Genomic DNA, 22,128 nt, shown 5'->3' with positions numbered 1-22,128 from the left:
CTGTCGACTATTTAAGCATTTTTACCATCATTTCGATAATATCTTCCAAGTCAACTCTACTCTCTTCTGTGTCTTCCATGTATTCTCTACGTACATTATCAATCAGCCAGCTCAAAATAGCTCCACTGAAAATGTACACAATCGTTTCATATTCTTGTTCGCTGATTCTATGTTCCATTGAAAAAGATTTTAATTTTTCACACAAAGAATTGTTGACGTAATCTTCCTTATAATTTGAAATAGACTTCATATTTTCATTGCCTACTTCTTTAACCGTTCCAATAACAATTGTACGGTGACGATGGTACATTTCAGCAATAAAGCGACCAGCTTTTCGCATTAAGTCTTCCGTATTCTCAAATTGATGACTAAAAAACTCATCTACTTCATCTGTAATTTGAGTAGTGTGTTGTTTATATGCAGTATCAATCAATATTTGCTTTGTCTTGAAATTTTTAAAAATCGTTGTTTCATTAACTCCAGCTTGATCTGCGATTTTTTTTGTTGTGGTACTTTTATAACCGATATGTGATATCAAATCTAACGCAGCGTCAACAATTTTTTGTTGAGTTTTTGTTAATTGCTTGATATCCAAGGGATGTAAGTCTTTCAATTAATGAGCCTCCAAATCTAATCAGCTTTATCATCACTAAATTGCTGACCCAATGGTATATACTATCATACTTTGTTTTTTAACTAAAGCACATTTCTGTTTTTCATTTCTTATTCACTTTAATTTTTGTCAAAAAAAGTTAATAAATACGAGCATTAAATTAGTAACCGCTTCCTAATTGTGCTATTCTATAAGTGGGAAGAGGAATGCAACATGGAAGATAGGTTTCTATGTTTAAATTAACAGCTTTTGGAACATTCTTTTTGAACAATGCTTTAAGATTTACCGTACTACAGATCGATCTTTCAAGCTTAGTTAAGAAATACAGAATCACGAAACGTATGCAACAACTTAACAACGAAAAATTTATGAACCAAAAATCTTTTAGATAAACCGAATCAAAGTTTAACCAAGATTTTTAAAACTCAATTCAAATTAACCTATCTTCCTAATTCCTCTGCAAACCAATAGAAGTTGGCGTTTCATAGCCAACTTCTATTTTTGTATCTTTATTTAACGAACATCGCATCTCCAAAACTGAAAAAACGGTATTTTTCTTGTACCGCATGCTCATAGGCAGCTAATACATTCTCTCTCCCAGCAAATGCACTTACCAACATCACTAGGGTTGATTTTGGTAAATGAAAATTTGTTGAGAAAGCTTCAACTATTTTAAATGTATATCCTGGAGCAATAAAGATATCCGTCCAGCCACTGTCGGCTCTTAGTTCACCATCAAATTTCGTTCCAATAGTCTCCAAGGTACGAATAGAAGTTGTTCCAACGGCCACAATTTTCCCGCCATTCTCACGCACTTGATTTAATTGGTCTGCAGCTTCTTGAGTGAAATTGTAAAATTCAGAATGCATTTTGTGTTCTTCGATGTTGTCCACACTTACTGGTCTAAATGTTCCCAGCCCAACATGCAGTGTCAAGAAGACTAATTCTACACCCTTTTCTTTAATTTGCTCTAAGAGTTCTGGTGTGAAATGCAAGCCCGCTGTTGGTGCTGCAGCCGAACCATTTTCTTTCGCATATACTGTTTGGTAACGTTCTTTGTCTTCTAATTTTTCTTTGATATATGGAGGCAGAGGCATTTCTCCTAATGATTCCAACACTTCTAGAAAAATACCATCATAAGTAAATTCAACGATTCGACCACCATGTTCCAACTCTTCTTTGACCACCGCTTTTAGACGTCCGTCTCCAAATTGGATCATTGTGCCCGTTTTAGCTCTTTTAGCTGGTTTAATTAGCGTTTCCCAGTTATCACCTTCGTTATTTTTCAATAACAATACTTCAACGTGACCCCCAGTTTCTGGTTTAACTCCATACAAACGAGCTGGTAATACGCGAGTATCGTTCATAACCAACGCATCTCCTGGATTTAACTCGTCTAAAATAGAAGTGAAATGAGTGTCTTTCACTTCTCCTGTCTCTTTATTTAGCACTAACAATTTTGAGCTCGAACGATCAGCCAATGGAGTTTGTGCGATCAGTTCTTCAGGTAGTTCAAAATCAAAATCTTCTGTTGTCAACATTGCCATTTCTCCTAATCTATTTATCTATACTGGGCATAGGATAGCCTAAATGTTCATATCCTAAAGCAGTAACTATTCTACCGCGCGGAGTCCGTTGAATCAAGCTGTTTTGCAATAAGAACGGCTCTACCATATCTTCAATGGTCTCGATTTCTTCACTGATATTTGCAGCAATGGTTGATAAACCAACTGGCCCTCCATTATAGCTTTCAATCATTATTCTCAGCAGCTTCTGGTCAACAGTATCTAATCCTTTGTCGTCAACTTGCAGCATTCTTAAAGCAGAATTTGCTGTACTTTCCGTAACTACTCCGTCAGACTCTACTTGAGCGTAATCCCGTACCCGTTTCAGCAATCGATTGGCTACACGAGGTGTTCCTCTTGAACGTCTGGCGATTTCTATCGCTCCGCTTTGAACAATACTGGTTTGAAAAATATCTGCCGAACGCAAGACAATATCAGTTAAGTCTTCCACTGTGTAATATTCCATATGCGATACAATACCAAAACGGTCTCGTAACGGGGCTGAAAGTTGTCCAGCACGCGTCGTTGCTCCTACTAAGGTAAATGGAGGCAACGGGAAATGTACAGGGTGTGCGTTTGGTCCTTCACCAACAATAATATCAATGAAGTAGTCTTCCATAGCTGAATATAGGACTTCTTCTACTATTTTTGGCAAGCGGTGTATTTCATCAATGAATAATACATCTCCCGCTTCTAAATCGTTTAATAACGCTACTAAATCACCTGATTTTTCAATGGCTGGTCCACTAGTTGTACGAACGTTAACACCTAATTCATTCGCAATAACCATTGCCATAGTTGTCTTCCCAAGTCCAGGCGGTCCATACAACAGTACGTGGTCTAATGCTTCTTGTCTTAGTTTTGCTGCTTCAATATAAATGGATAGTTCTTTTTTCACTTTGTTTTGCCCAATATATTGACTTAAGTATTGAGGACGCAAAGATTTCTCCACTATTTCTTCTTGATCACCCTCAACATCTCCAGAAATAATACGCTCATCATAAGCCATATGCACTCACCTCTTTTCCGACTTATTTTTTCATCAATAATTTTAATCCTTCTCGTAAGTATGCGTCTGTCGAATCTCGTTCTATTTTTTCTAATTCGCCAGCAACTTTTTTCACTTCTCGAGCAGAATAACCCAAAACTTTCAAAGCTTCAAGTGCTTCTTGTATATGAACATTTTCGTTCTCTTCTCCCAGAGATAAAGCAGTTCCTTGTATGTCAGCCCATTCGATATCCAGATCGCCTAATTTGCCTTTTAAATCTAATACGATTTGCGAGGCAGTTTTCTTACCGACTCCTGGGAAATTCGTTAAATAATTGGCATCATTGTTTTCTATCGCATGAATCAATCCAGCGTGGTCTTCGTTTGCTAAAATAGCTAAGCCACTTTTTGGACCGATCCCTGAAACATTCAATAATTTCAAATACAATTTTTTTTCATTTAAATTCTTGAATCCATACAATGTTATATCATCTTCCCTAACAGCTTGGTGAAGATAAACCGTTACTTCTTCGTTCATCTGAGTAGAAAATCGATACGGATTCGCTGCATAGATCTGATAACCGATTCCTTGATTTTCCACCACTACATAGGCAGGACTCACATAAGTCAACGTACCTTTTATGTACTCATACATCACACAATTCCCCTATTCCTTTTTCATGCAAACAGCACACTTGTTCCCTCCATTTTATCACACAACCCTACAAAGAACCAGAGAGCGTAAAAAGTCGTTTAGCTCTCGTAGAAAAAAAGGCTCTTCATCTTCTAACGTTGGTAATGAACATTCGAGAACTGAGTTTCTAATAGATTTAGAATAAAAAAGAAGTGTATTTTCTACTCACCAACGTCAAATGTTGTAGAACCAAAAAACCAAAGAAAAAGCTGCCTCGCTATGAGACAGCTTTCTCTTTAATGACCGTTTTGCTTAGGCGAACAGCTTATGGTATTCTGAATAACCTTCTTCATCTAATTTTCCAACTGGCACAAAACGTAAGGCAGCTGAATTGACGCAATAGCGTAAACCGCCAGCTTCCATCGGTCCATCTGGAAAAACATGTCCTAGGTGAGAATCAGCTTCTTTACTGCGTACTTCAATTCTTCTCATCCCATATCGAGTGTCCATATTTTCGATGACTTCTTTGCTTTCGATTGGTTTAGTAAATGAAGGCCAACCGCAACCCGCATCGTATTTATCATTTGATGAAAATAGCGGTTCTCCACTAACGATATCGACATAGATACCTTCTTCATAAAAATCATCGTATTCTCCTGTAAAAGGACGCTCAGTTCCTTCGTTTTGGGTGACTTCAAATTGTTCCGGAGTTAATCGTTGTTTCAATTCTTCTTTTGAATATTTTGCCATACTTTTCACTCCATCCTTATTTCACTTTAAGTTTGTTCGATTGCTTACTAATAGTCTACCGCATTTCCGTTTGGATTTCAATTGACTGAATTAGTTTGATGATTCAGGCCCTTACGGATTTCCAAATATCATAAACAATATGATTCCTAAAATAATGTAGCCTATCCCTAACCCAATAAAAATGGCAGATATGAGACTTTTCGGTCGTCTCTGTACAAAGTTTTCTTTCGGTTTTTCTTTGTTGTAATAAACATCTAGTGAGGATCCAATAGGAAATAATTCTTGCATAGGATTCGTAGAAAAAGCGCTGTTCCGTTTGATATGCAGCGATTGATCAAATTTACCACTCGTCACTTCTGCATCTTTATAGGCTAGGCTTTTTTTCTGAAAAACTGCACGGTAAATCAGCTTTCCTTTGTAGTTCTTCCCATTTACTTCATATTGAACGACAGGCAGCCAAACTCCATTTCCTCTTGAATTGAAACCCGTCACTTCACCAATCGTTTTCGTTGTGCAACGATCTAATTTTTTGGTGGTACTGATTTTGATCAAGACACCAATTACGATAAGAATAATTGCTAAACCACAGAATAAGGTCAGCATCAAAGCAGCTCCATTTAGTTCCATTTAATCTCTCCCATAAAATAGTGCTTTACTTGTTTAGGTTTTTTTGACGAATTGTGTTTTACAATTGGGACAAGTAATACGGATCTTGTTCTTTCCTTTTGGAACACGTATTTTTTGTTTGCAGGAAGGACAATTGTAAAAGCGATAGTGTTTTCTCTGACTCCAACGATTTTTGAACAACTGGAATTGTTTGTTGACCGTCCGTTTTATAGTTAAGTAGTTCTTATTTTCTTGCCAGCGTTTGGAAGTATTTTTTGACAATATCCTTACATAAGAGTACACAATGAATCCCAATCCTAAAATAGAAAAGAAGGATAGATTAGTCACATTGGCTAGTAAGATAAAAATCAAACTAGTTACGATTAAAAATTTTGAATATTCATCTACTCCATACCGATCTTGCATAAAACGACTGACTTTTATTTTTAATGTGTATATAAATTTAGCCATAACTTATCTATCTCCTCTACCCCCTTATTTAATGAGGGTCTTGAATCCGTTTAAACATTTTTTCCATGTCCTTATTGCCAAAATGAATGATCACAGGTCTTCCATGCGGACAATTATAAGGATTTTCTGTTTTTGCTAAATCGGCTAATAAATTTCTTGCTTCATGGGCATTCAAATAATGGTTCGCTTTAATCGATTGTTTACAGCTCATCATGATAGCTGTTGCTTCTCTAAATTTGGCTACAGAAATTGACCCATGTTCTAGGAGAAGATCGATCATTTCTCGCACTATTTTTTCTTCTTCACCAGGTGTAAACCATACTGGATGTCTGCGCAACAAGAAACTGTTTTGGCCAAATGGCTCAAGATATATGCCAACTTCTTCTAATGACTCTTTGCTCTCTTGTATCTTTATCGCATCGCTATTGGGATAATCCAGCATGATCGGCACCAGCAATTCTTGCAAATCAGAACTGACCTCTCCGATTTTCTTGCGGAAATATTCATATTTAATCCGTTCTTGTGCAGCATGCTGATCCAGAATATACAGCCCTTTTTCATTTTGAGCAAATAAATATGTCCCATGCATTTGGCCAATGTATTCTAACCTAGGAAGTTGTTTGTTTTCCACTTCTTCTGCCATCATTTTTTCGGCTGCCTTTACATGCGATCCTTGGTGCAGCTCAGCTAAATCGCTTAGCGTATCTAAGGATTCACTAAAAGACACTTTTTCTTCCATTTGAGAACCTTTTACTTCATCAGCAGATTCCTTCTCGTTTTCCTGTTCATTAAGGTAAAATGGATCTTCATTTGTTTCAGATCGCGCACTTTCCTTATCAGCGTAAATAGATTCAGCCTTAACAGGGGAAGAAAATTCTGTGTTCCCTTTAGTAGAAATATCTGGAGAAACTTGCCAATTCTCTTTATGCATTGTTTGATCAGGTTCATCTTCATTGAATTCCATTTGAATTTGTTCCGGCTTATCCATGGTTCTTTTAACTTTATTTTTGAATCCTAAATTCTCTAAAGCATCTGGAATAAGCTGTTCTTTGCTGAGGGCTTCCCGAATGGCTTCTGCCAGCAGCTCCATCAATTCTTTTTCATTGCTGATGCGGACCTCTTGTTTTGTCGGGTGTACATTCACATCTACCAATAAGGGATCCATCTCGATTTCAATCGCCGCAATCGGAAAACGGCCCACCATCAATTTTGAACCATATCCTTGGACGATCGCTTTATTCAACAAATAGTTCTTGATGTAACGCCCATTGATAATAATCGACAAATAATTCCGACTAGCTCTTGTGACTTCTGGCAAAGAAACATACCCGCTTATCTTAAAATCTAAGTTCTCATTTTCGATTGAACGCATTTTTTTAGCTGTCTGCACGCCGTATATCCCCGCAAGAGTTTGTCTCAAATCTCCATTCCCAACTGTCCGCAACATTTGATTCCCGTCATGTACTAGACGAAACGCAATGTTTGGGTGACTCATAGCTAAGCGGTTAAGAATGTCTCCAATATTCGCCAATTCCGTTTGCAACGTCTTAACGTATTTTAAACGTGCTGGCGTATTGAAAAAAAGATTTTCAACGGTTATTTTTGATCCTTTGCGTGCATCACTAGAGCGCTCTTCAAGTACTTTCCCGCCTTTTAAATACATATAAGTACCTTTTTCACCACCCGTTGAGGTTTCTAATGTGACTTCGGAGACTGAAGCAATACTAGGTAAAGCTTCTCCTCTAAAGCCCAAAGTACGTATCCGAAATAAATCATCTCGAGAATGAATTTTACTAGTAGCATGGCGCTTAAAGGCTTTTTCAACTTCCGAAGCAGGGATTCCATCTCCATTATCGATCACTTCGATTTTTCTCAAACCTGCTTCTTCGATTCGAATATCGATCTGAGTACTATGCGCATCGATGGCATTTTCTACTAATTCTTTGACAACAGATGCAGGGCGCTCGATCACTTCACCAGCAGCAATCTGGTTGGCGAGCATTTCTGAAAGTTCTTCAATTTTAGCCACTCATACCATCTCCTTCACATTTCCTAGTCTTGTAATCGTTGCTGCAACTCATTTAATTCATTTATCGCCTCTAAAGGAGTAAGTGTGAGCAAGTTCAGTTTTTTCAATGCCTGAATCACCTCTTTTTCTGCTGGATCTTCGAAACTAAACAGAGACAATTGTTCTTCTGAAGATTCTGATGCAAGGAATTTTTCTTCTTCTACTTTGTCTTCAACCTCAACAACTTCCTGGACGATAGGTTTTTGCTGCTCTAATTTAATCAATATCTTGGAAGCCTTTTTCAGTAATTCGTGAGGTAATCCAGCAAGCTTGGCTACTTGGATCCCATAACTTTTGTCTGATGGCCCTGGGAGCATTTTATGCAAGAAAACCAATTCTCCCTCTTCCTCAACGGCTCCAACGTGACTATTTTTCAAACGAGGCAGTTCGTTTTCTAAAGCTGTTAGCTCATGGTAATGAGTAGAAAATAACGTCTTAGCACGAACATTCTCATGAATGTATTCAATAATCGCTTCTGCCAAGGCCATTCCATCATAAGTAGCTGTTCCCCGTCCGATTTCGTCAAATAAAATCAGACTATTTTCGGTAGCATACGTTAATGCTTGATTGGCTTCCATCATTTCTACCATAAATGTACTTTGACCAGAAATTAAATCGTCTGCGGCACCGATACGCGTAAATATCTTATCAAATATCGGCAGCTTAGCTTGATCCGCTGGCACAAAGCAGCCGATTTGAGCCATAATGACCGTTAACGCCAATTGACGCATGTAGGTACTTTTCCCTGACATGTTCGGACCAGTGATCAACATAACTTCTGTATCTTTATCCATCTCAACATCATTTGGAACATAGGTTTGTTGCCCTAATACTTTTTCCACTACCGGATGTCTGCCTTCAGCTAAATGGATTTCTTGGCTGCCTTGACTCATGACTGGTCGTACATAATGGTATTTCTCACTCACAACTGCAAAACTTTGCAGCCCATCAATGGTAGCTACTGTTTTAGCCAAATTTTGTAAACGTTCAATAGAGTCTTTTACTGCTTCTCTAACTTCTGTGAACAATTCATATTCTAGTGCAGTAGATTTTTCTTCTGCCTCTAAAATAATCGATTCTTTTTCTTTTAGTTCAGGTGTAATAAAACGTTCTGCATTAGCAAGAGTTTGCTTCCGTTCATATCTTCCCTCAGGCAAGTTCGCCAGATTAGATCTGGTTACTTCAATATAGTACCCGAATACTTTGTTGTAGCCGATCTTCAAGTTTTTAATTCCCGTTTGCTGTCTTTCTTCAGCTTCCATACTAGCGATCCACTGTTTCCCATTTCTCATTGCGTCACGGTATTCATCCAACTTATCATTGAAACCGTCTTTAATGACGCCGCCGTCTTTAATCGCAATTGGCGGATCATCATGAATCGCGCGCTCTATCAACTCTACGACTTCTGAAACTGGATCCAATTGGTTCAACAATTGAGTCCATTCTTCTTGTTGATTCATGCTTTCAATTAGACCAATGATCAAGGGAATCTGATTTAACGACGTTTTTAATTGAATCAAATCGCGACCATTCACATTTCCAAATGCAATTCTGCCTGCAAGGCGTTCCAAGTCGTAGACTTTTGTCAACACTTCATTTAAATCACTGCGTTCAAAAAAGTGGTTCAATAAATTTTCCACTATATTTTGTCTCGCTTCGATCTTCCCTTTATGGACCAACGGCCGATTGATCCATTGTTTCAACAGTCTGCCCCCCATAGCGGTTTTTGTTTCATCCAACAACCACAATAAAGTTCCTTTTTTCTGTCCTTCACGAATGGAAGTCGTTAATTCTAAGTTTTGTTTTGAATAATGGTCCATTTTCAAAAAATGGGCCGGAACGTATTCCTCAGCAACTTGCAGGTGATCTAAACTTCTTTTTTGCGTTTCTCCTAAATACGTCAACAATAGTTTTAAGACCATTTGTTTCGATGCTGACTCCACATTCTTCATTAAATCAGCGAATAAAAATTCTTTCTCACTCCATTTTTGAGTGGAAATCAATATCCCTAATTTTGTATTCAGCTCTGTTTGGACCTCGATCGACTGCCCTTCAACGAAAACCGTTTCTTTCGTTTTCAGACTGATCAACTCACTCACTACTTCTTCTTTGGTGTCTACTTGAGTGACCTTCAGCTCCCCCGTGCTTAAATCTACATACGCCAAATTAAAGCGACGATTATCGTCTATGTGTAGAGCAGTCAGATAGTTGTTGCTTTTACCGTCTTGGCTTTTTAGGTCCATTGCTGTTCCAGGAGTGATCACTTGTACAACATCACGCTTGACCATCCCTTTAGCTTGTTTAGGATCTTCCATTTGCTCACATATAGCAACTTTGTATCCTTTTGCGATCAAAGTATCGATATAGCCCTGAGCTGCATGATAGGGAACTCCACACATAGGTATAGGATCATCGGCATTTTTATTTCGACTTGTCAGCGTTACTTCCAATAACTGAGAAGCTTTGATTGCATCTTCATTGAACATCTCATAAAAATCACCTAAGCGATAAAAAAGAAACGCATCTGGATACTGCGCTTTCATTGCTAAATATTGTTCCATCATTGGGGTGTGTTTAGTTTTTTGAGGCATTTAATCATTCCCCTATTCTATCTACATTTTAATTCTTTTCCATTAGGCAAAGAAGCCTATTTTTCATTTATGTTTAGCGGTCTAATCCAAAAGGACGATCTTCATTGATCATGATCGGTTCGATTTTTTTGGCTTTTCCTGTCACATCATCTATTTCAATGTAGCAAGCAGATAGGATTTGCCGTCCTTCATTAGGCACTTCAAATCTTGTGGGCAGTTGTGTTGTAAAGCGGCGAAGAACCTGTTCCGTTTTCATCCCCAATACAGCATCGTATGGTCCAGTCATTCCTGTATCGGTCAGATAAGCGGTTCCTTCCGGCAGGATACGAGCATCATTCGTTTGTACATGGGTGTGTGTTCCCACAACAGCTGAAACTCGTCCATCCAAGTACCAACCCATAGCTTGCTTCTCACTAGTCGTTTCCGCATGAAAATCGACAAAGATTTTATTGGTGCGTTCTTGTGCTTGTTTGATCAGTTCATCGGCCTTTTTGAAAGGGTCATCGACATCACTCATAAACGTTCTTCCATGCAAGTTGATCACAGCCAACTCATGACTGTTTACTTTAACAAATGTCATTCCCGTACCCGGTGTCGTCCCTTCTGGAAAGTTAGCTGGTCGAATCATTTTTTTAGCATCGTGAATAAATTCAAAAATATCACGATTGTCCCATGTATGATTCCCCATAGTGACTACATCCACGCCATCTTGTAAAAAACCTTTGTAAATTTTTTCCGTGATTCCACGGCCTGCAGCTGCATTTTCACCATTCAAAATAGTGACTTGTGGTTTATAGCTTTTTTTTATTTTCGGCAAATAGTCATGAACCATATCTCTTCCTAATGATCCTACAACATCTCCTACAAAAATTAATCTCATTCAAAATCCTCTTCTCTAAAGTGTCACGCATAGCAAAAAAATAGACTGTTAACGTTCGCTATATCTCCCTAATTTTAACAAGAATCTGCTTGAAAAGAAAGGTTATCCCATAACGATTCTTTTAAGCATGCCAAAAATAAAGGGAGCTTCATCTTCTAGCGTTGATAAAGAAATTTTTAAAGGTTTAGAATTAAATTTTTTTCTCTTACCAACGTCAAATGATGTAGAACCAAATAAAGAAGCGCCGGTTTTTAGGCCGGCGCTTCTTTATTTGAGCATTCATCTTTTATTTCGCGTATTCAATAGCTCTTGTCTCACGGATAACCGTAATTTTAATATGACCTGGATAATCTAATTCTTCTTCGATTTGCTTACGAACATCTCTTGCTAAAGCAATAGCCGTTAAATCATCAATTTTATCCGGTTTAACCATAATTCTGATTTCACGACCCGCTTGGATCGCATAGCTTTGTTCCACACCATCAAAGTTTTTCGCAATAGATTCCAATTTTTCAAGTCTATGAATGTAGTTTTCAAGCGATTCGCTTCTTGCACCCGGTCTAGCAGCAGATAGGGCATCTGCAGCAGCTACTAAGACAGAAATAACAGACGTTGCTTCTATATCTCCATGGTGAGAGGCGATGGCATTGATTACAGTATCATTTTCTTTGTATTTGCGGGCTATTTCAGCACCGATTTCTACGTGAGAACCTTCTACTTCATGGTCCAATGCTTTACCTATATCATGAAGTAATCCCGCGCGTTTAGCTAATGTAACATCTTCACCTAATTCGGCAGCCATTACACCTGCTAATTTAGCAACTTCTAACGAATGATTCAACACGTTTTGACCGTAGCTGGTTCTGAATTGTAAACGTCCGATAATTTTGATCAAATCTGGATGTAATGAATGAATACCGATATCAAATGTAGCTTTTTCCCCAATTTCACGAATGCGTTCATCCATCTCTTTACGAGACTTTTCAACCATTTCTTCAATACGAGCTGGGTGAATTCTGCCATCTTGAATTAGTTTTTCTAACGTCATTTTAGCGATTTCTCTTCTAATCGGATCAAATCCGCTAAGAACAACTGCATTAGGAGTGTCATCAATAATAAGGTCCATACCCGTCAAGGACTCAATCGTACGGATATTACGGCCTTCTCTCCCGATAATGCGGCCTTTCATGTCATCATTTGGCAATGTGACCACTGAAACAGTCGTTTCAGACACTTGATCAGCAGCACTTCTTTGAATAGCTGAAGCAATTAAGTTTTTCGCTCTACGATCTGCCTCTTTTTTAGCTTCATCTTCAGATTGCTTGATCATAACAGCTGTTTCATTCGCCAATTCTTCTTTTGTTTCATTCATAATGATTGCTCTTGCATCATCTCTTGAGAGAGCTGCAACTTGTTCTAACGTTTCTTGCTGCTCAACAATTAAATCTTTGGCCTTTTGCTCTAAATCGTTAATTTGTTGTTGTCTCGAACTTAATCGTTCCTCATTCGCTTCAATATCGTGTTCGCGTTTCTCTAACCCGTTACTTTTACGATCGAGTTTATCTTCTCGTTGAACTAATCGATTTTCTTGTCTAGAGACTTCTGCTCTTCTTTCTTTCAGCTCAACTTCAATTTCAGTTCTATATCTGTGGCTTTCATCCTTCGCTTCTAACAACGCTTCTTTTTTCATGGTTTCTGCTTCTTTGTTTGCATTCTCCAAAATTCCAGTTGCAGTGTTTCTAGCATCATCCAAATCTTTTTCATAAGTTGTTTTGCGGATGATGTACCCAACAAACAGACCGACAACTAAAGTAACGATAGCGAAGGCAATATCTAGTAAGTCCAAATTAACACCTCCGTATCTATTATTTAATTTGTCTTTTAACATTTTCATTTAATTGGCAAATCCCTATTTTTTGCCAAAACTTATATCTATTTAAACTATCTTTTAATAGATAACTTAATTTTAATTGTAGCAAGTTGACATGTCAACTTAAATAAAGATTCAAACAGTAATTCTTATACAAGAATTACTTATATTATTCTATTTTTATTCATTCGTTTAAAAGATTTTATCTTTTATTTCCAATCCTAAGACGAAACAACTTTTATACCGCTTGTTTTCATTTTATGCAAAAAGTCCAATGGAATAGTATTACACTATCCCAATGGACTTTTATGAGCATTTATTTGTATAAAAATTCAAATAAATTAATCTTCTAATAATTCGATTTCTTCATTTGTGTCGTTTTCTTCTTTTTCAACTGGTGGGACAAATTCGCCAAACCCATAAGCTGCACGCACTTTTTGCTCTACTTCTTCTCTTAACTCTGGATTATCTAAGAAGAATTGTTTTGCATTTTCTCGTCCTTGTCCGATTCTTTCATCACCGTATGAATACCAAGCTCCAGCTTTATTGATGATTTCTTTTTCTGCACCTAAATCCACCAGTTCGCCAACTTGAGAAATACCTTTTCCATACATAATATCAACTTCAGCGATTTTAAATGGAGGTGCAACTTTGTTTTTTACAACTTTAATGCGAGTACGATTTCCTAATATTTCTTGTCCTTGTTTGATTTGTTCAGCTCTTCTGACATCTAAACGAATAGTGCTGTAGAATTTCAAAGCTCTTCCACCTGGTGTTGTTTCAGGGTTCCCAAACATAATTCCAATTTTTTCACGAATTTGATTAATAAAGATCACGGTTGTTTTTGTTTTATTGATCGATCCGGACAATTTACGTAAGGCTTGAGACATCAATCGAGCTTGTAGTCCCATGTGAGAGTCTCCCATTTCGCCTTCGATTTCTGCTCTTGGTACCAAAGCCGCTACAGAGTCCACAATAACGATATCTACAGCTCCACTGGAAACCAATGCATCTGCGATTTCTAATCCTTGTTCCCCAGTGTCCGGTTGGGACAGCAATAATTCATCAATATCTACTCCAAGGGCAGCGGCATATTGTGGATCTAACGCGTTTTCTGCATCAATAAAGGCTGCCGTTCCACCGGCTTTTTGTGCTTGGGCAACAGCATGCAACGCAACAGTCGTTTTCCCAGAACTTTCTGGACCGTAGACTTCAATGATTCTCCCTCTTGGGTATCCGCCTACACCAAGAGCTACGTCTAAAGTCAATGAACCAGAAGAAACAGTAGAAATTTTTGTATCTACTTTATCTCCCATTTTCATTACTGAACCTTTTCCATAGTTCTTTTCAATTTTTTTCAATGCCGCTTCTAACGCTTTTTTACGATCTTCTGACATGTTGTATCCTCCCTGAATTCATTTATCTATTGTTTAGTTTAACTTTAATTTATCCTGCAATCTTTCCTTGATACATTGTTAATCATAACTGTTTGGAAACTAAAAAGCAAGAAAAAAGCGAACAAACATTCGGTTAATTATTAACTTTTTTTGACGGTAAATCCAACAATAAACGGCGAACGATATCTAATCCAGTGAGTACTGTACGTTGTCGGTTGTTATTACGATCTTTGACAAAATGGTAATGATAAGCCGTAGTTTCTTTTTCGGATACAGCTAACCCGATCCAAACACTACCTGCCTTTTCTCCATCGATTTCTTTTGGACCAGCATATCCTGTAAAAGATATTCCGATATCTGCGTCAAACATTTCTTTTATTCTGTCCGCCATCTCTGTTGCGCACTCAAAACTCACAACACCATAATGATCGATCGTTTCTTTGGCTACTCCTAGTACATTTTCTTTTACTCCTTCACTGTAAGAGACTAATCCTCCAATGAAGTTTAAGCTTAACCCAGGAATATTGACCAGTGTACTTTGGAACAACCCGCCCGTTAAACTTTCTGCTGCAGTAATACGATAATCTTTATCCACTAATAAATCCCTTACTACTTGAGCTAAAGAAGTATCGCTTCCTATACCATAAATATAATCCTCTACAAGATTTCGCACTTGGTTTTCTAGTACATCCAGCAGTTGATTGCATTTTTCAGCCGTTTTTTCTTTAGCCGTTATACGAATAGATACTTCATTCTCTCCAGCATAAGTAGCAATCGTAGGATTCGTTTGATTGTCTATAATGTCTGCTAAAGTATCTGCTAATTGTGATTCTCCAATACCAAATAGACGCAAGACTCGAGAGACTAAGATTTCAGTATCCTCTGCGCGTACCGATAAAATGGGAACAATTTCGTCTCTAAACATAGGTTTTAACTCATTTGGGGGGCCCGGCAAGAGAATGTATTTTCTATTTTCGTGCTCTAAATACATCCCTGCTGCTAAACCCGACTGATTGTTTAAAACAACAGCTCCTTCAATGACTAGCGCTTGCCGCTGATTATTTGTCGCCATTTCTCGCTTCATTTCGTTAAAATAATTAGTGATTTGTTGATCCGTTTTTTCATCTACTCTTAAAGACAGCCCCAAATGATCCGCTAAGACCTGTTTTGTTATGTCGTCTTTAGTAGGCCCCAAGCCTCCAGAAAAGACAATTAAATCTGCTCTTTGTTCAGCTATTTCAACAGCTTCCTTTAAACGTTGTTCATTATCTCCTACAACAGTATGATGAAATACATCAATTCCCAGTGCTGCTAATTCGCTGGATAAATAACTGGCATTACTATTCACGATCTGCCCTAATAAAAGTTCCGTTCCTACTGCAATAATTTCAGCGTTCATTTATTTATCCCCTTTCTATACTATACACAATGAAGCATCTTCTTTTTTAATTTTAGCACAGTTTATCTCTTAACAAACATAAAGTGGCTATACCAAAAGAATCTTTTTGGTATAGCCACTTTATAATGAATGGATTACATGGAACCTTTAAAAATTTGACTGTTTTTGATAAAGTAATCTGCTCCTGAATAAATCGTAAAGAACAGACAAATGTACAACATGACTTCCCCAATAGAAAAAGGCAACAACCCAAATGGAAAATCATTTAACAGCAAGAATATGATAGCAAACATTTGAGTATTGGTCTTGATTTTTCCAGGCCAAGCAGCTGCTAAAACTGTTCCGCCTTGTTCAACCAATAGTAAACGAAGCCCTGTTACCGCTAATTCTCGCATAATAATAATCGCAACTACCCAAGCAGGTGCAAGATCTTGTCCTACTAAAATAATCATCGCTGTAGCAACAAGTAATTTATCCGCTAAAGGATCAGCAAATTTCCCAAAGTTCGTAATCAAATTTCTTTTGCGTGCTATATGTCCATCTAGCCAATCCGTAAAACTAGCGACAATAAAGACAAGCGTTCCTACAATTTGAGTCACTTCAATTGTAGATCCTAGAACACTGATTTCTCCCCAATTCAATGGCGCAAGAATGATGAGCATAAAAACGGGAATTAAAATGATTCTGACGACAGTTAATTTATTCGGTAAATTCACTGCAAATCCTCCTTCAAAAAGCAAGAAAGCCTGTGGCACAATACCACAGGACTTCTTACTGTTGGTTTAATTTTGTGTGCTTACTCTTCAGATTCTGTGTCAGATCCTGAAGCATTCGTTTCAAATTGAAGTTCAATTTCTTGGCGTACATTTTCAGAAGCTTCTGGTGCATATTCAATCGCTTGTCCATTCAATTGAATAGTCGTATTTGGAGCACTGCCAATGATCATCACCACAGATTGTGTCCCTGCTGGAACTTCAGCATCCAACGTATCTCCATCACTGACCAATCCTTGTTCTACCATTGATCCATCAGCCGCAACACTTACCCAAGTATCACCGCCTTCTGCAGCTAAAGTAACTGTGTTGGTTTCTTCAGGACTTGAAATAGAATACACAGAAGATGAGCCAGTAGAAGAGACCAATTCTACAATTGGCGCAGATTCAGATTCTTCTGATTCGCTTTGAGAACTTTCTTCTGCAGAAGATTCTTCCTCTTCTTGAGCTGAACTTTCATTTTCGCTTGAGACGACAGTCGAGGAATCTACCGATATCATATTTTCCGAGTTATTGCTTGCTGAATTAGTTACGGCTACATAAATAGCCACAACGATTGCAATCACCAACAATACGATTAAAATCGTTGGCAAATGGTCTTGAACTTTTTCCAGAAAAGAATCTTGTTTCTTATTCCCTGATCTCGTTTGACTGGAAGATACTTTTTCAACGAATTCTTCATCATGTGTATGTGGAACGGTATCATCGTATTCTTCTAGTAATTGATCTCCGTTTAAACCTACTGTGTCGGCATATTGTTTAATAAACGCTCGTGCATAAAACTTACCTGGCATCACATTGTAGTTGCCTTCTTCAATGGCAATCAAATAGCGTTTTTGAATTTTCGTAATTTGTTGTAAATCGTCTAAAGTATATCCCTTAGCTTTTCGGGCTTCTTGTAATTTTTCTCCTACTTCTGCCACAGAGCTTCTCACCTTCCTATTCTATGAAATTAGTGAGCATATAAATCTCATTCATCTAAGAGTATAACATACCCCTATAATGAGAAACATCTTTTTTGCTGTTTTTTAAGAAATTCCTTAACAATTCTTGAATCTGCTTTTAAAAAAACATCCTTTTTTATCTTAACCAGCCGCCGCTTACCGTAATCGTTTGGCCAGTTAAATACTCACTTCTTTTATCTACTAATTGCTTTACCCAAAAACTAACATCCTGTACATGCCCCAATCTTCCCACAGGAATGTCTTCTTTTAGTGCCTCTAATTCTTCAGGCGTAAAATCTTGGATCATAGTTGTCTCTATTGCACCAGGCGCGAGGGCATTTACTGTGATTCCCAGACTGGCCACTTCTTTGCTGTAAGCTTTGACAAATGCCGATTGAGCTCCTTTAGCTGTACTGTACATCACTTCCATTGCACTGCCAGCCTCTCCATAGACCGAACTGATAAACACCACACGTCCAAATTCAGATTTAGCTAGTTTAGTTTGAAGCAGCTGAATAATTTGAATCGGCGTAGTGAGATGAACTGCTAACAAATCGTGTATCTCTGTTACACTTACTTCTGTCAATAAGTGATATTCTGTAAAACCGCTGGCAAATACAACTGCATCTACTTGAAACAAGTTTTCAACGAACTTCGAAACTGACTCTTCTCTTTTCATATCCATCTGCAAGGCAAAAAAGTCCTGTTTGGGAAATTGTTCCTGCAATTCTTTTATCTGTTGTTCTACAGTGTCTCTTCCGTTGTTGTAATGCAAATACAAAGACCAACTATCTTGAGCTAATTCAAAAGCAATCGCTTGTCCGATTCCTCCGCTGGCTCCCATAATCAACGCAAATTTCATGAGCTTATTCTCCTTTAGGCAGAATACTAAATGTACTCATGTGTTCTGATACCATGAACTTAGCTGCTACTTCTTTTATATCTTCAAGTTGAATCGATTCAACGATCGGGACCATATCAAATAAAGTAGCTTCTCCAAACAGCTCTTGGCTGTATTGATTCGCAATATACTCTAAGGAATTCAACGATTGCAAATGCTGCCCAATCATTTTCTTTTTGATTAACATCAAATGCTCTTCATTCAGCTCTGAGCTATCTTTAGCTGACAACAACAATTCTTTAATAGTCTGAGCAAACTTTTCAGGCTCTTTCGTATCACTGCCTATATCTAGAAAATGGAACGACCGCTCCATCGTAAAATCATAGGAAAAGCTGTCATCAATTAAACCAGAATCGTATAAGGCTAAATAATTTTTAGACGTTGTACCGAACAATAAACTCAACAGAATACTCATCTTGGTTTTATAAGCTAATCCGTCTCTTCCAGTTGGAGGCTCTGTTACTCCTTTGACACCGATAATACTTTTAGGACGATTGACAGGCAATGTTATCGAACTGTACGCTTCAATATCCTCAACCGTTTCTTCCGGAAAATAACGTACAATTTCTTTGGGGTCGGCAAATTGTTTGTTCTTTTGATTGTCTCGGATTTCCTGCATCATCTGTTCTGGGTCTAATTTGCCGACAACAAAAAGATTCATGTTGCTGGGGTGATAAAAAGTATGGTAGCTTTCATATAAATCATCCGCTGTAATATCCATGATACTCTCTACTGTTCCAGCAATGTCGATGTGTAATGGGTGTTTAGGATACAGATTCGTCAGTAATCCAAAAAATAGGCGCCAATCTGGTTCATCATCATACATTTGTATCTCTTGAGCAATGATCCCTTTTTCTTTGTTAACTGTTTCCTCAGTAAAATAAGGCTCTTGTACAAAATCGATTAACGTCATCAAGTTTTCTTTCACTTTTTCAGTGCTCGAAAATAAATAGCTTGTACGTGTAAAGCTGGTAAAAGCATTTGCTGAAGCGCCAAACTTCCCGAACTTTTGAAAGACGTCGCCATCTTCTTTTTCAAATAATTTATGCTCTAAGAAATGGGCGATGCCGTCAGGAACAGTTGCCATTTCTTCTTTTCCTAATGGTACAAAGGTGTTGTCGATTGAACCATAATTGGTTGTGAATAACGCATAGGTTTTATGAAACTCATTTTTAGGCAGTAAGGTTACCGTTAAGCCGTTGCCCATTGTTTCTGTATAGAGTGTCTCCTGCAATTGGTCGTATTTGATTTTCTTCATTCCGCTGTGCCTCCTGTTAAAAAGAAAGTTGCTTTCAGTTGTACTTCTTTAGCAACAAAAATGACTTCTTCTTTAGTCACTTGTTCAAGTTTTGAAATCCATTCGTCAGTATCAATGACCTTGTCTAATGCTAGTTGATTCGCATATGTGCGTTCAATAACAGAACCTGGATTATCTTCAGATTGAATCACGCTATTTTTCAACATGCTTTTAGTTTGTCGAAAATCTTCTTCCGAAAAATTCCCATTTTGCATTTCTATCAGTTGTTGAGTCACAATCTCTTTTACTTTTTCAACTTCTTTACTATCAATTCCCGTTTGAACGATCATAGTTCCGTTAAAGGTATCTAAAGAACTTGAAGCATAGTAAGCTAAACTCTCTTTTTCACGTACATTCATAAACAACTTAGAATGCGGATAACCACCAAACAGCCCATTAAAAACTTGACCAGCGTAATAATGTTCATCATGGTAAAAAACAGGAGTAGTGTATCCTAAATTATACTTAGCTTGTGTAACTTCTTGGATCTCCATTTGTTGATTCGCAGTCGGTACGGCTTCTTCCCTATAAAAAATGGGAGTTTCCTTCTTCAATCTATCTTCAAACTCAAATTTAGTAAACACTTCGGCTACTTTTTCCTCTGTTACATCTCCTAAAACATATATGTCTATCTCATCATGAGATAATAAATCTTGATAATCGTTAAATAGACTTTCACTGGTAATCGATTTAAGGTCGGATTTCAATCCGATACTCGGCACTTGTTGATTTTCATCTTCAAATAATAAGCGCAGCAAAGCTAATTTAGCATATGTTTGTTTATCATCTAAAAGACTGTCGTAATCATCAGCCAGTTTGGCTTTTTCGCGAGTAAATGTTGTCTTATCGAAGGCATCATTTTCAGCATTTGGATAGAATAAAATTTCTTTCAGAAAATCTGCTGCTTCCTCTAATAAGTTTGATTCCATACTGATAAATTTATCATTTACTATACTCATTCCAACAGAGAAGATATGATAAGAACCTTTTTTGGAAATGGTCGTTCCAAAACCAGCACCGTATAAATCAGACAGTTTTGATCTTAAAGCTGTTTGATTAGGGTATTTTTTACTGTTTACTTCTAACAAACTAGCGATTAGTGTTCTTCTCGTGGCTAATCCTTTCTTCAAAGGTGTTTTGAATTTCAAGCTGATTTGAATCGTTTTATATTTTTTTGTTGGTAATACGTGTAAATGGACCCCTTTTGCTAGGTTCGTCACCATAGTTATTCCTCCTCAATCAAATAAACTGCACTTATTTATCTTAGTTGAAATAGCTTGAAAAATAAAGGGATTGGAAAACAAATAAAAAAAAGTGTTGCAGCTCAATAAATGAACTGCAACACTTTTTTTTGAATGGAAAAAGAGGATGCTGACTTCATGAAAAATGCTCAACGAGTCAAACTATTCTGTTCCACGTTCTTATTTTGACTTGATGTATGTTACACCATTTGCTGCTGGTCCTTCTGATTTTCCGATTACTCCTACTAATACTACAATAGTGATGACGTATGGAGCGATATCTAAAAAGACACTTGGAATGGTATTGATAACTGGGATATAAGAACCGGTAACAGCTAAACTTTGTGCTAAACCAAAGAAAATCGCTGCTCCCATTGCTCCAAGTGGATTCCATTTACCAAAAATCATTGCAGCCATAGCCATAAATCCTTGACCAGCTATGGTAGATGCCGCAAATTGAGAAGAAATCAATTGGGCTTGAATCGCTCCACCCATACCACCTAAAACTCCAGAAATTAACACTCCTGAATATTTCATAGCGTAAACATTGATTCCTAATGTATCTGCTGCTTGCGGGTGTTCACCAACTGCTCTTAGTCTTAGGCCAAAGCGAGTTTTAAATAAGATAAACCAACATAAAACAGCTACCACGATACCAAAGAAAGCTGGTAAATAAGTATTGTTAAAGAATATATCTCCTATTACCGGAATATCCACTAATAGAGGTACATCTGAAATCCCAAAGTTTTGAGAAATAAAATCTGTTTGTCCACGTCCATCATAAAGGATACGAGTCAAAAAGATAGCTAAAGCCGGTGCCATTAAATTGACTACTGTACCTGAGATAATGTGATCGGCTCTTAAATTAACAGTAGCTACAGCATGAATTAAAGAAAATGCTGCTCCGAATAATCCACCGATAATCATACCTACCCAAGGGGTCATATTTCCTAACTGTCCTGCAAAAGAAAGATTAAATACGATAGATGAGAAAGCCCCAATCACCATAATCCCTTCTAATCCAACGTTTACAATTCCACTTCTTTCAGAAAAAGTACCGCCTAATGCTGTTAAGATTAGAGGTGCAGAATACATCAATGCTGAGGAAACTACTAGTTGTAATAATGAAACGATATCCAT

Annotated in this window: 19 protein-coding genes; all 19 read right to left on the bottom strand. The window is 37.6% G+C overall.

Going from position 1 to position 22,128, the window contains the following annotated elements:
- Window positions 1–7 precede the first annotated feature (7 nt).
- Complete coding sequence (locus ACEN4L_RS02165) at window positions 8–613, bottom strand: TetR/AcrR family transcriptional regulator (RefSeq protein ID WP_407095705.1); 606 nt, start codon at window positions 611–613, stop codon at window positions 8–10.
- Window positions 614–1,122: 509 nt separating this feature from the next.
- Complete coding sequence (gene queA, locus ACEN4L_RS02160) at window positions 1,123–2,154, bottom strand: tRNA preQ1(34) S-adenosylmethionine ribosyltransferase-isomerase QueA (protein WP_407095704.1); 1,032 nt, start codon at window positions 2,152–2,154, stop codon at window positions 1,123–1,125.
- Between the two features lie 16 nt (window positions 2,155–2,170).
- Window positions 2,171–3,187: a Holliday junction branch migration DNA helicase RuvB gene (gene ruvB, locus ACEN4L_RS02155; protein WP_407095703.1), complete on the bottom strand. Its 1,017-nt coding sequence runs from the start codon at window positions 3,185–3,187 to the stop codon at window positions 2,171–2,173.
- Window positions 3,188–3,209: 22 nt separating this feature from the next.
- Window positions 3,210–3,821, bottom strand: a complete 612-nt coding sequence (gene ruvA / locus ACEN4L_RS02150; protein WP_407095702.1) for a Holliday junction branch migration protein RuvA — start codon at window positions 3,819–3,821, stop codon at window positions 3,210–3,212.
- 291 nt (window positions 3,822–4,112) lie between these two features.
- Window positions 4,113–4,550: a peptide-methionine (R)-S-oxide reductase MsrB gene (gene msrB / locus ACEN4L_RS02145; protein ID WP_407095701.1), complete on the bottom strand. Its 438-nt coding sequence runs from the start codon at window positions 4,548–4,550 to the stop codon at window positions 4,113–4,115.
- 111 nt (window positions 4,551–4,661) lie between these two features.
- Entirely contained in the window at window positions 4,662–5,177 is a 516-nt protein-coding gene (locus ACEN4L_RS02140) for a DUF3592 domain-containing protein (RefSeq protein ID WP_407095700.1), read from the bottom strand.
- Window positions 5,178–5,210: 33 nt separating this feature from the next.
- Complete coding sequence (locus ACEN4L_RS02135; protein WP_407095699.1) at window positions 5,211–5,627, bottom strand: hypothetical protein; 417 nt, start codon at window positions 5,625–5,627, stop codon at window positions 5,211–5,213.
- 28 nt (window positions 5,628–5,655) lie between these two features.
- Complete coding sequence (mutL, locus tag ACEN4L_RS02130; protein ID WP_407095698.1) at window positions 5,656–7,656, bottom strand: DNA mismatch repair endonuclease MutL; 2,001 nt, start codon at window positions 7,654–7,656, stop codon at window positions 5,656–5,658.
- Between the two features lie 23 nt (window positions 7,657–7,679).
- Window positions 7,680–10,286, bottom strand: coding sequence for a DNA mismatch repair protein MutS (gene mutS, locus ACEN4L_RS02125; RefSeq protein ID WP_407095697.1), 2,607 nt, complete (start codon window positions 10,284–10,286; stop codon window positions 7,680–7,682).
- Window positions 10,287–10,359: 73 nt separating this feature from the next.
- Window positions 10,360–11,166, bottom strand: coding sequence for a TIGR00282 family metallophosphoesterase (locus tag ACEN4L_RS02120; protein ID WP_407095696.1), 807 nt, complete (start codon window positions 11,164–11,166; stop codon window positions 10,360–10,362).
- Between the two features lie 286 nt (window positions 11,167–11,452).
- Window positions 11,453–13,054 (bottom strand): ribonuclease Y, encoded by a 1,602-nt coding sequence (gene rny / locus ACEN4L_RS02115; RefSeq protein WP_407095784.1) that lies wholly within the window; start codon window positions 13,052–13,054, stop codon window positions 11,453–11,455.
- A gap of 323 nt (window positions 13,055–13,377) precedes the next feature.
- Window positions 13,378–14,433, bottom strand: a complete 1,056-nt coding sequence (recA, locus tag ACEN4L_RS02110) for a recombinase RecA (protein WP_407095695.1) — start codon at window positions 14,431–14,433, stop codon at window positions 13,378–13,380.
- A gap of 133 nt (window positions 14,434–14,566) precedes the next feature.
- The gene (locus ACEN4L_RS02105) at window positions 14,567–15,832 is read right to left on the bottom strand and encodes a competence/damage-inducible protein A (RefSeq protein WP_407095694.1); all 1,266 of its coding nucleotides are present in this window, start codon (window positions 15,830–15,832) and stop codon (window positions 14,567–14,569) included.
- 134 nt (window positions 15,833–15,966) lie between these two features.
- The gene (gene pgsA / locus ACEN4L_RS02100) at window positions 15,967–16,548 is read right to left on the bottom strand and encodes a CDP-diacylglycerol--glycerol-3-phosphate 3-phosphatidyltransferase (protein ID WP_407095693.1); all 582 of its coding nucleotides are present in this window, start codon (window positions 16,546–16,548) and stop codon (window positions 15,967–15,969) included.
- A gap of 80 nt (window positions 16,549–16,628) precedes the next feature.
- The gene (locus ACEN4L_RS02095; protein ID WP_407095692.1) at window positions 16,629–17,528 is read right to left on the bottom strand and encodes a helix-turn-helix domain-containing protein; all 900 of its coding nucleotides are present in this window, start codon (window positions 17,526–17,528) and stop codon (window positions 16,629–16,631) included.
- 157 nt (window positions 17,529–17,685) lie between these two features.
- On the bottom strand, window positions 17,686–18,411 hold the full coding sequence (gene ymfI / locus ACEN4L_RS02090) for an elongation factor P 5-aminopentanone reductase (protein WP_407095691.1): 726 nt from the start codon (window positions 18,409–18,411) through the stop codon (window positions 17,686–17,688).
- 4 nt (window positions 18,412–18,415) lie between these two features.
- The gene (gene yfmH, locus ACEN4L_RS02085; protein ID WP_407095690.1) at window positions 18,416–19,708 is read right to left on the bottom strand and encodes an EF-P 5-aminopentanol modification-associated protein YfmH; all 1,293 of its coding nucleotides are present in this window, start codon (window positions 19,706–19,708) and stop codon (window positions 18,416–18,418) included.
- Window positions 19,705–20,970, bottom strand: coding sequence for an EF-P 5-aminopentanol modification-associated protein YfmF (yfmF, locus tag ACEN4L_RS02080; protein WP_407095689.1), 1,266 nt, complete (start codon window positions 20,968–20,970; stop codon window positions 19,705–19,707). The genes yfmH and yfmF overlap by 4 nt, the downstream gene beginning before the upstream one ends.
- A gap of 198 nt (window positions 20,971–21,168) precedes the next feature.
- The gene (locus ACEN4L_RS02075; RefSeq protein WP_407095688.1) at window positions 21,169–22,128 is read right to left on the bottom strand and encodes an ABC transporter permease; all 960 of its coding nucleotides are present in this window, start codon (window positions 22,126–22,128) and stop codon (window positions 21,169–21,171) included.

The sequence above is a fragment of the Desemzia sp. FAM 23988 genome, from assembly GCF_045528365.1.
Taxonomy (GTDB): Bacteria; Bacillota; Bacilli; order Lactobacillales; family Carnobacteriaceae; genus Desemzia.
Note: the sequence above shows the minus strand (reverse complement) of the source record. Positions and strands in the feature narration are given on the sequence as shown.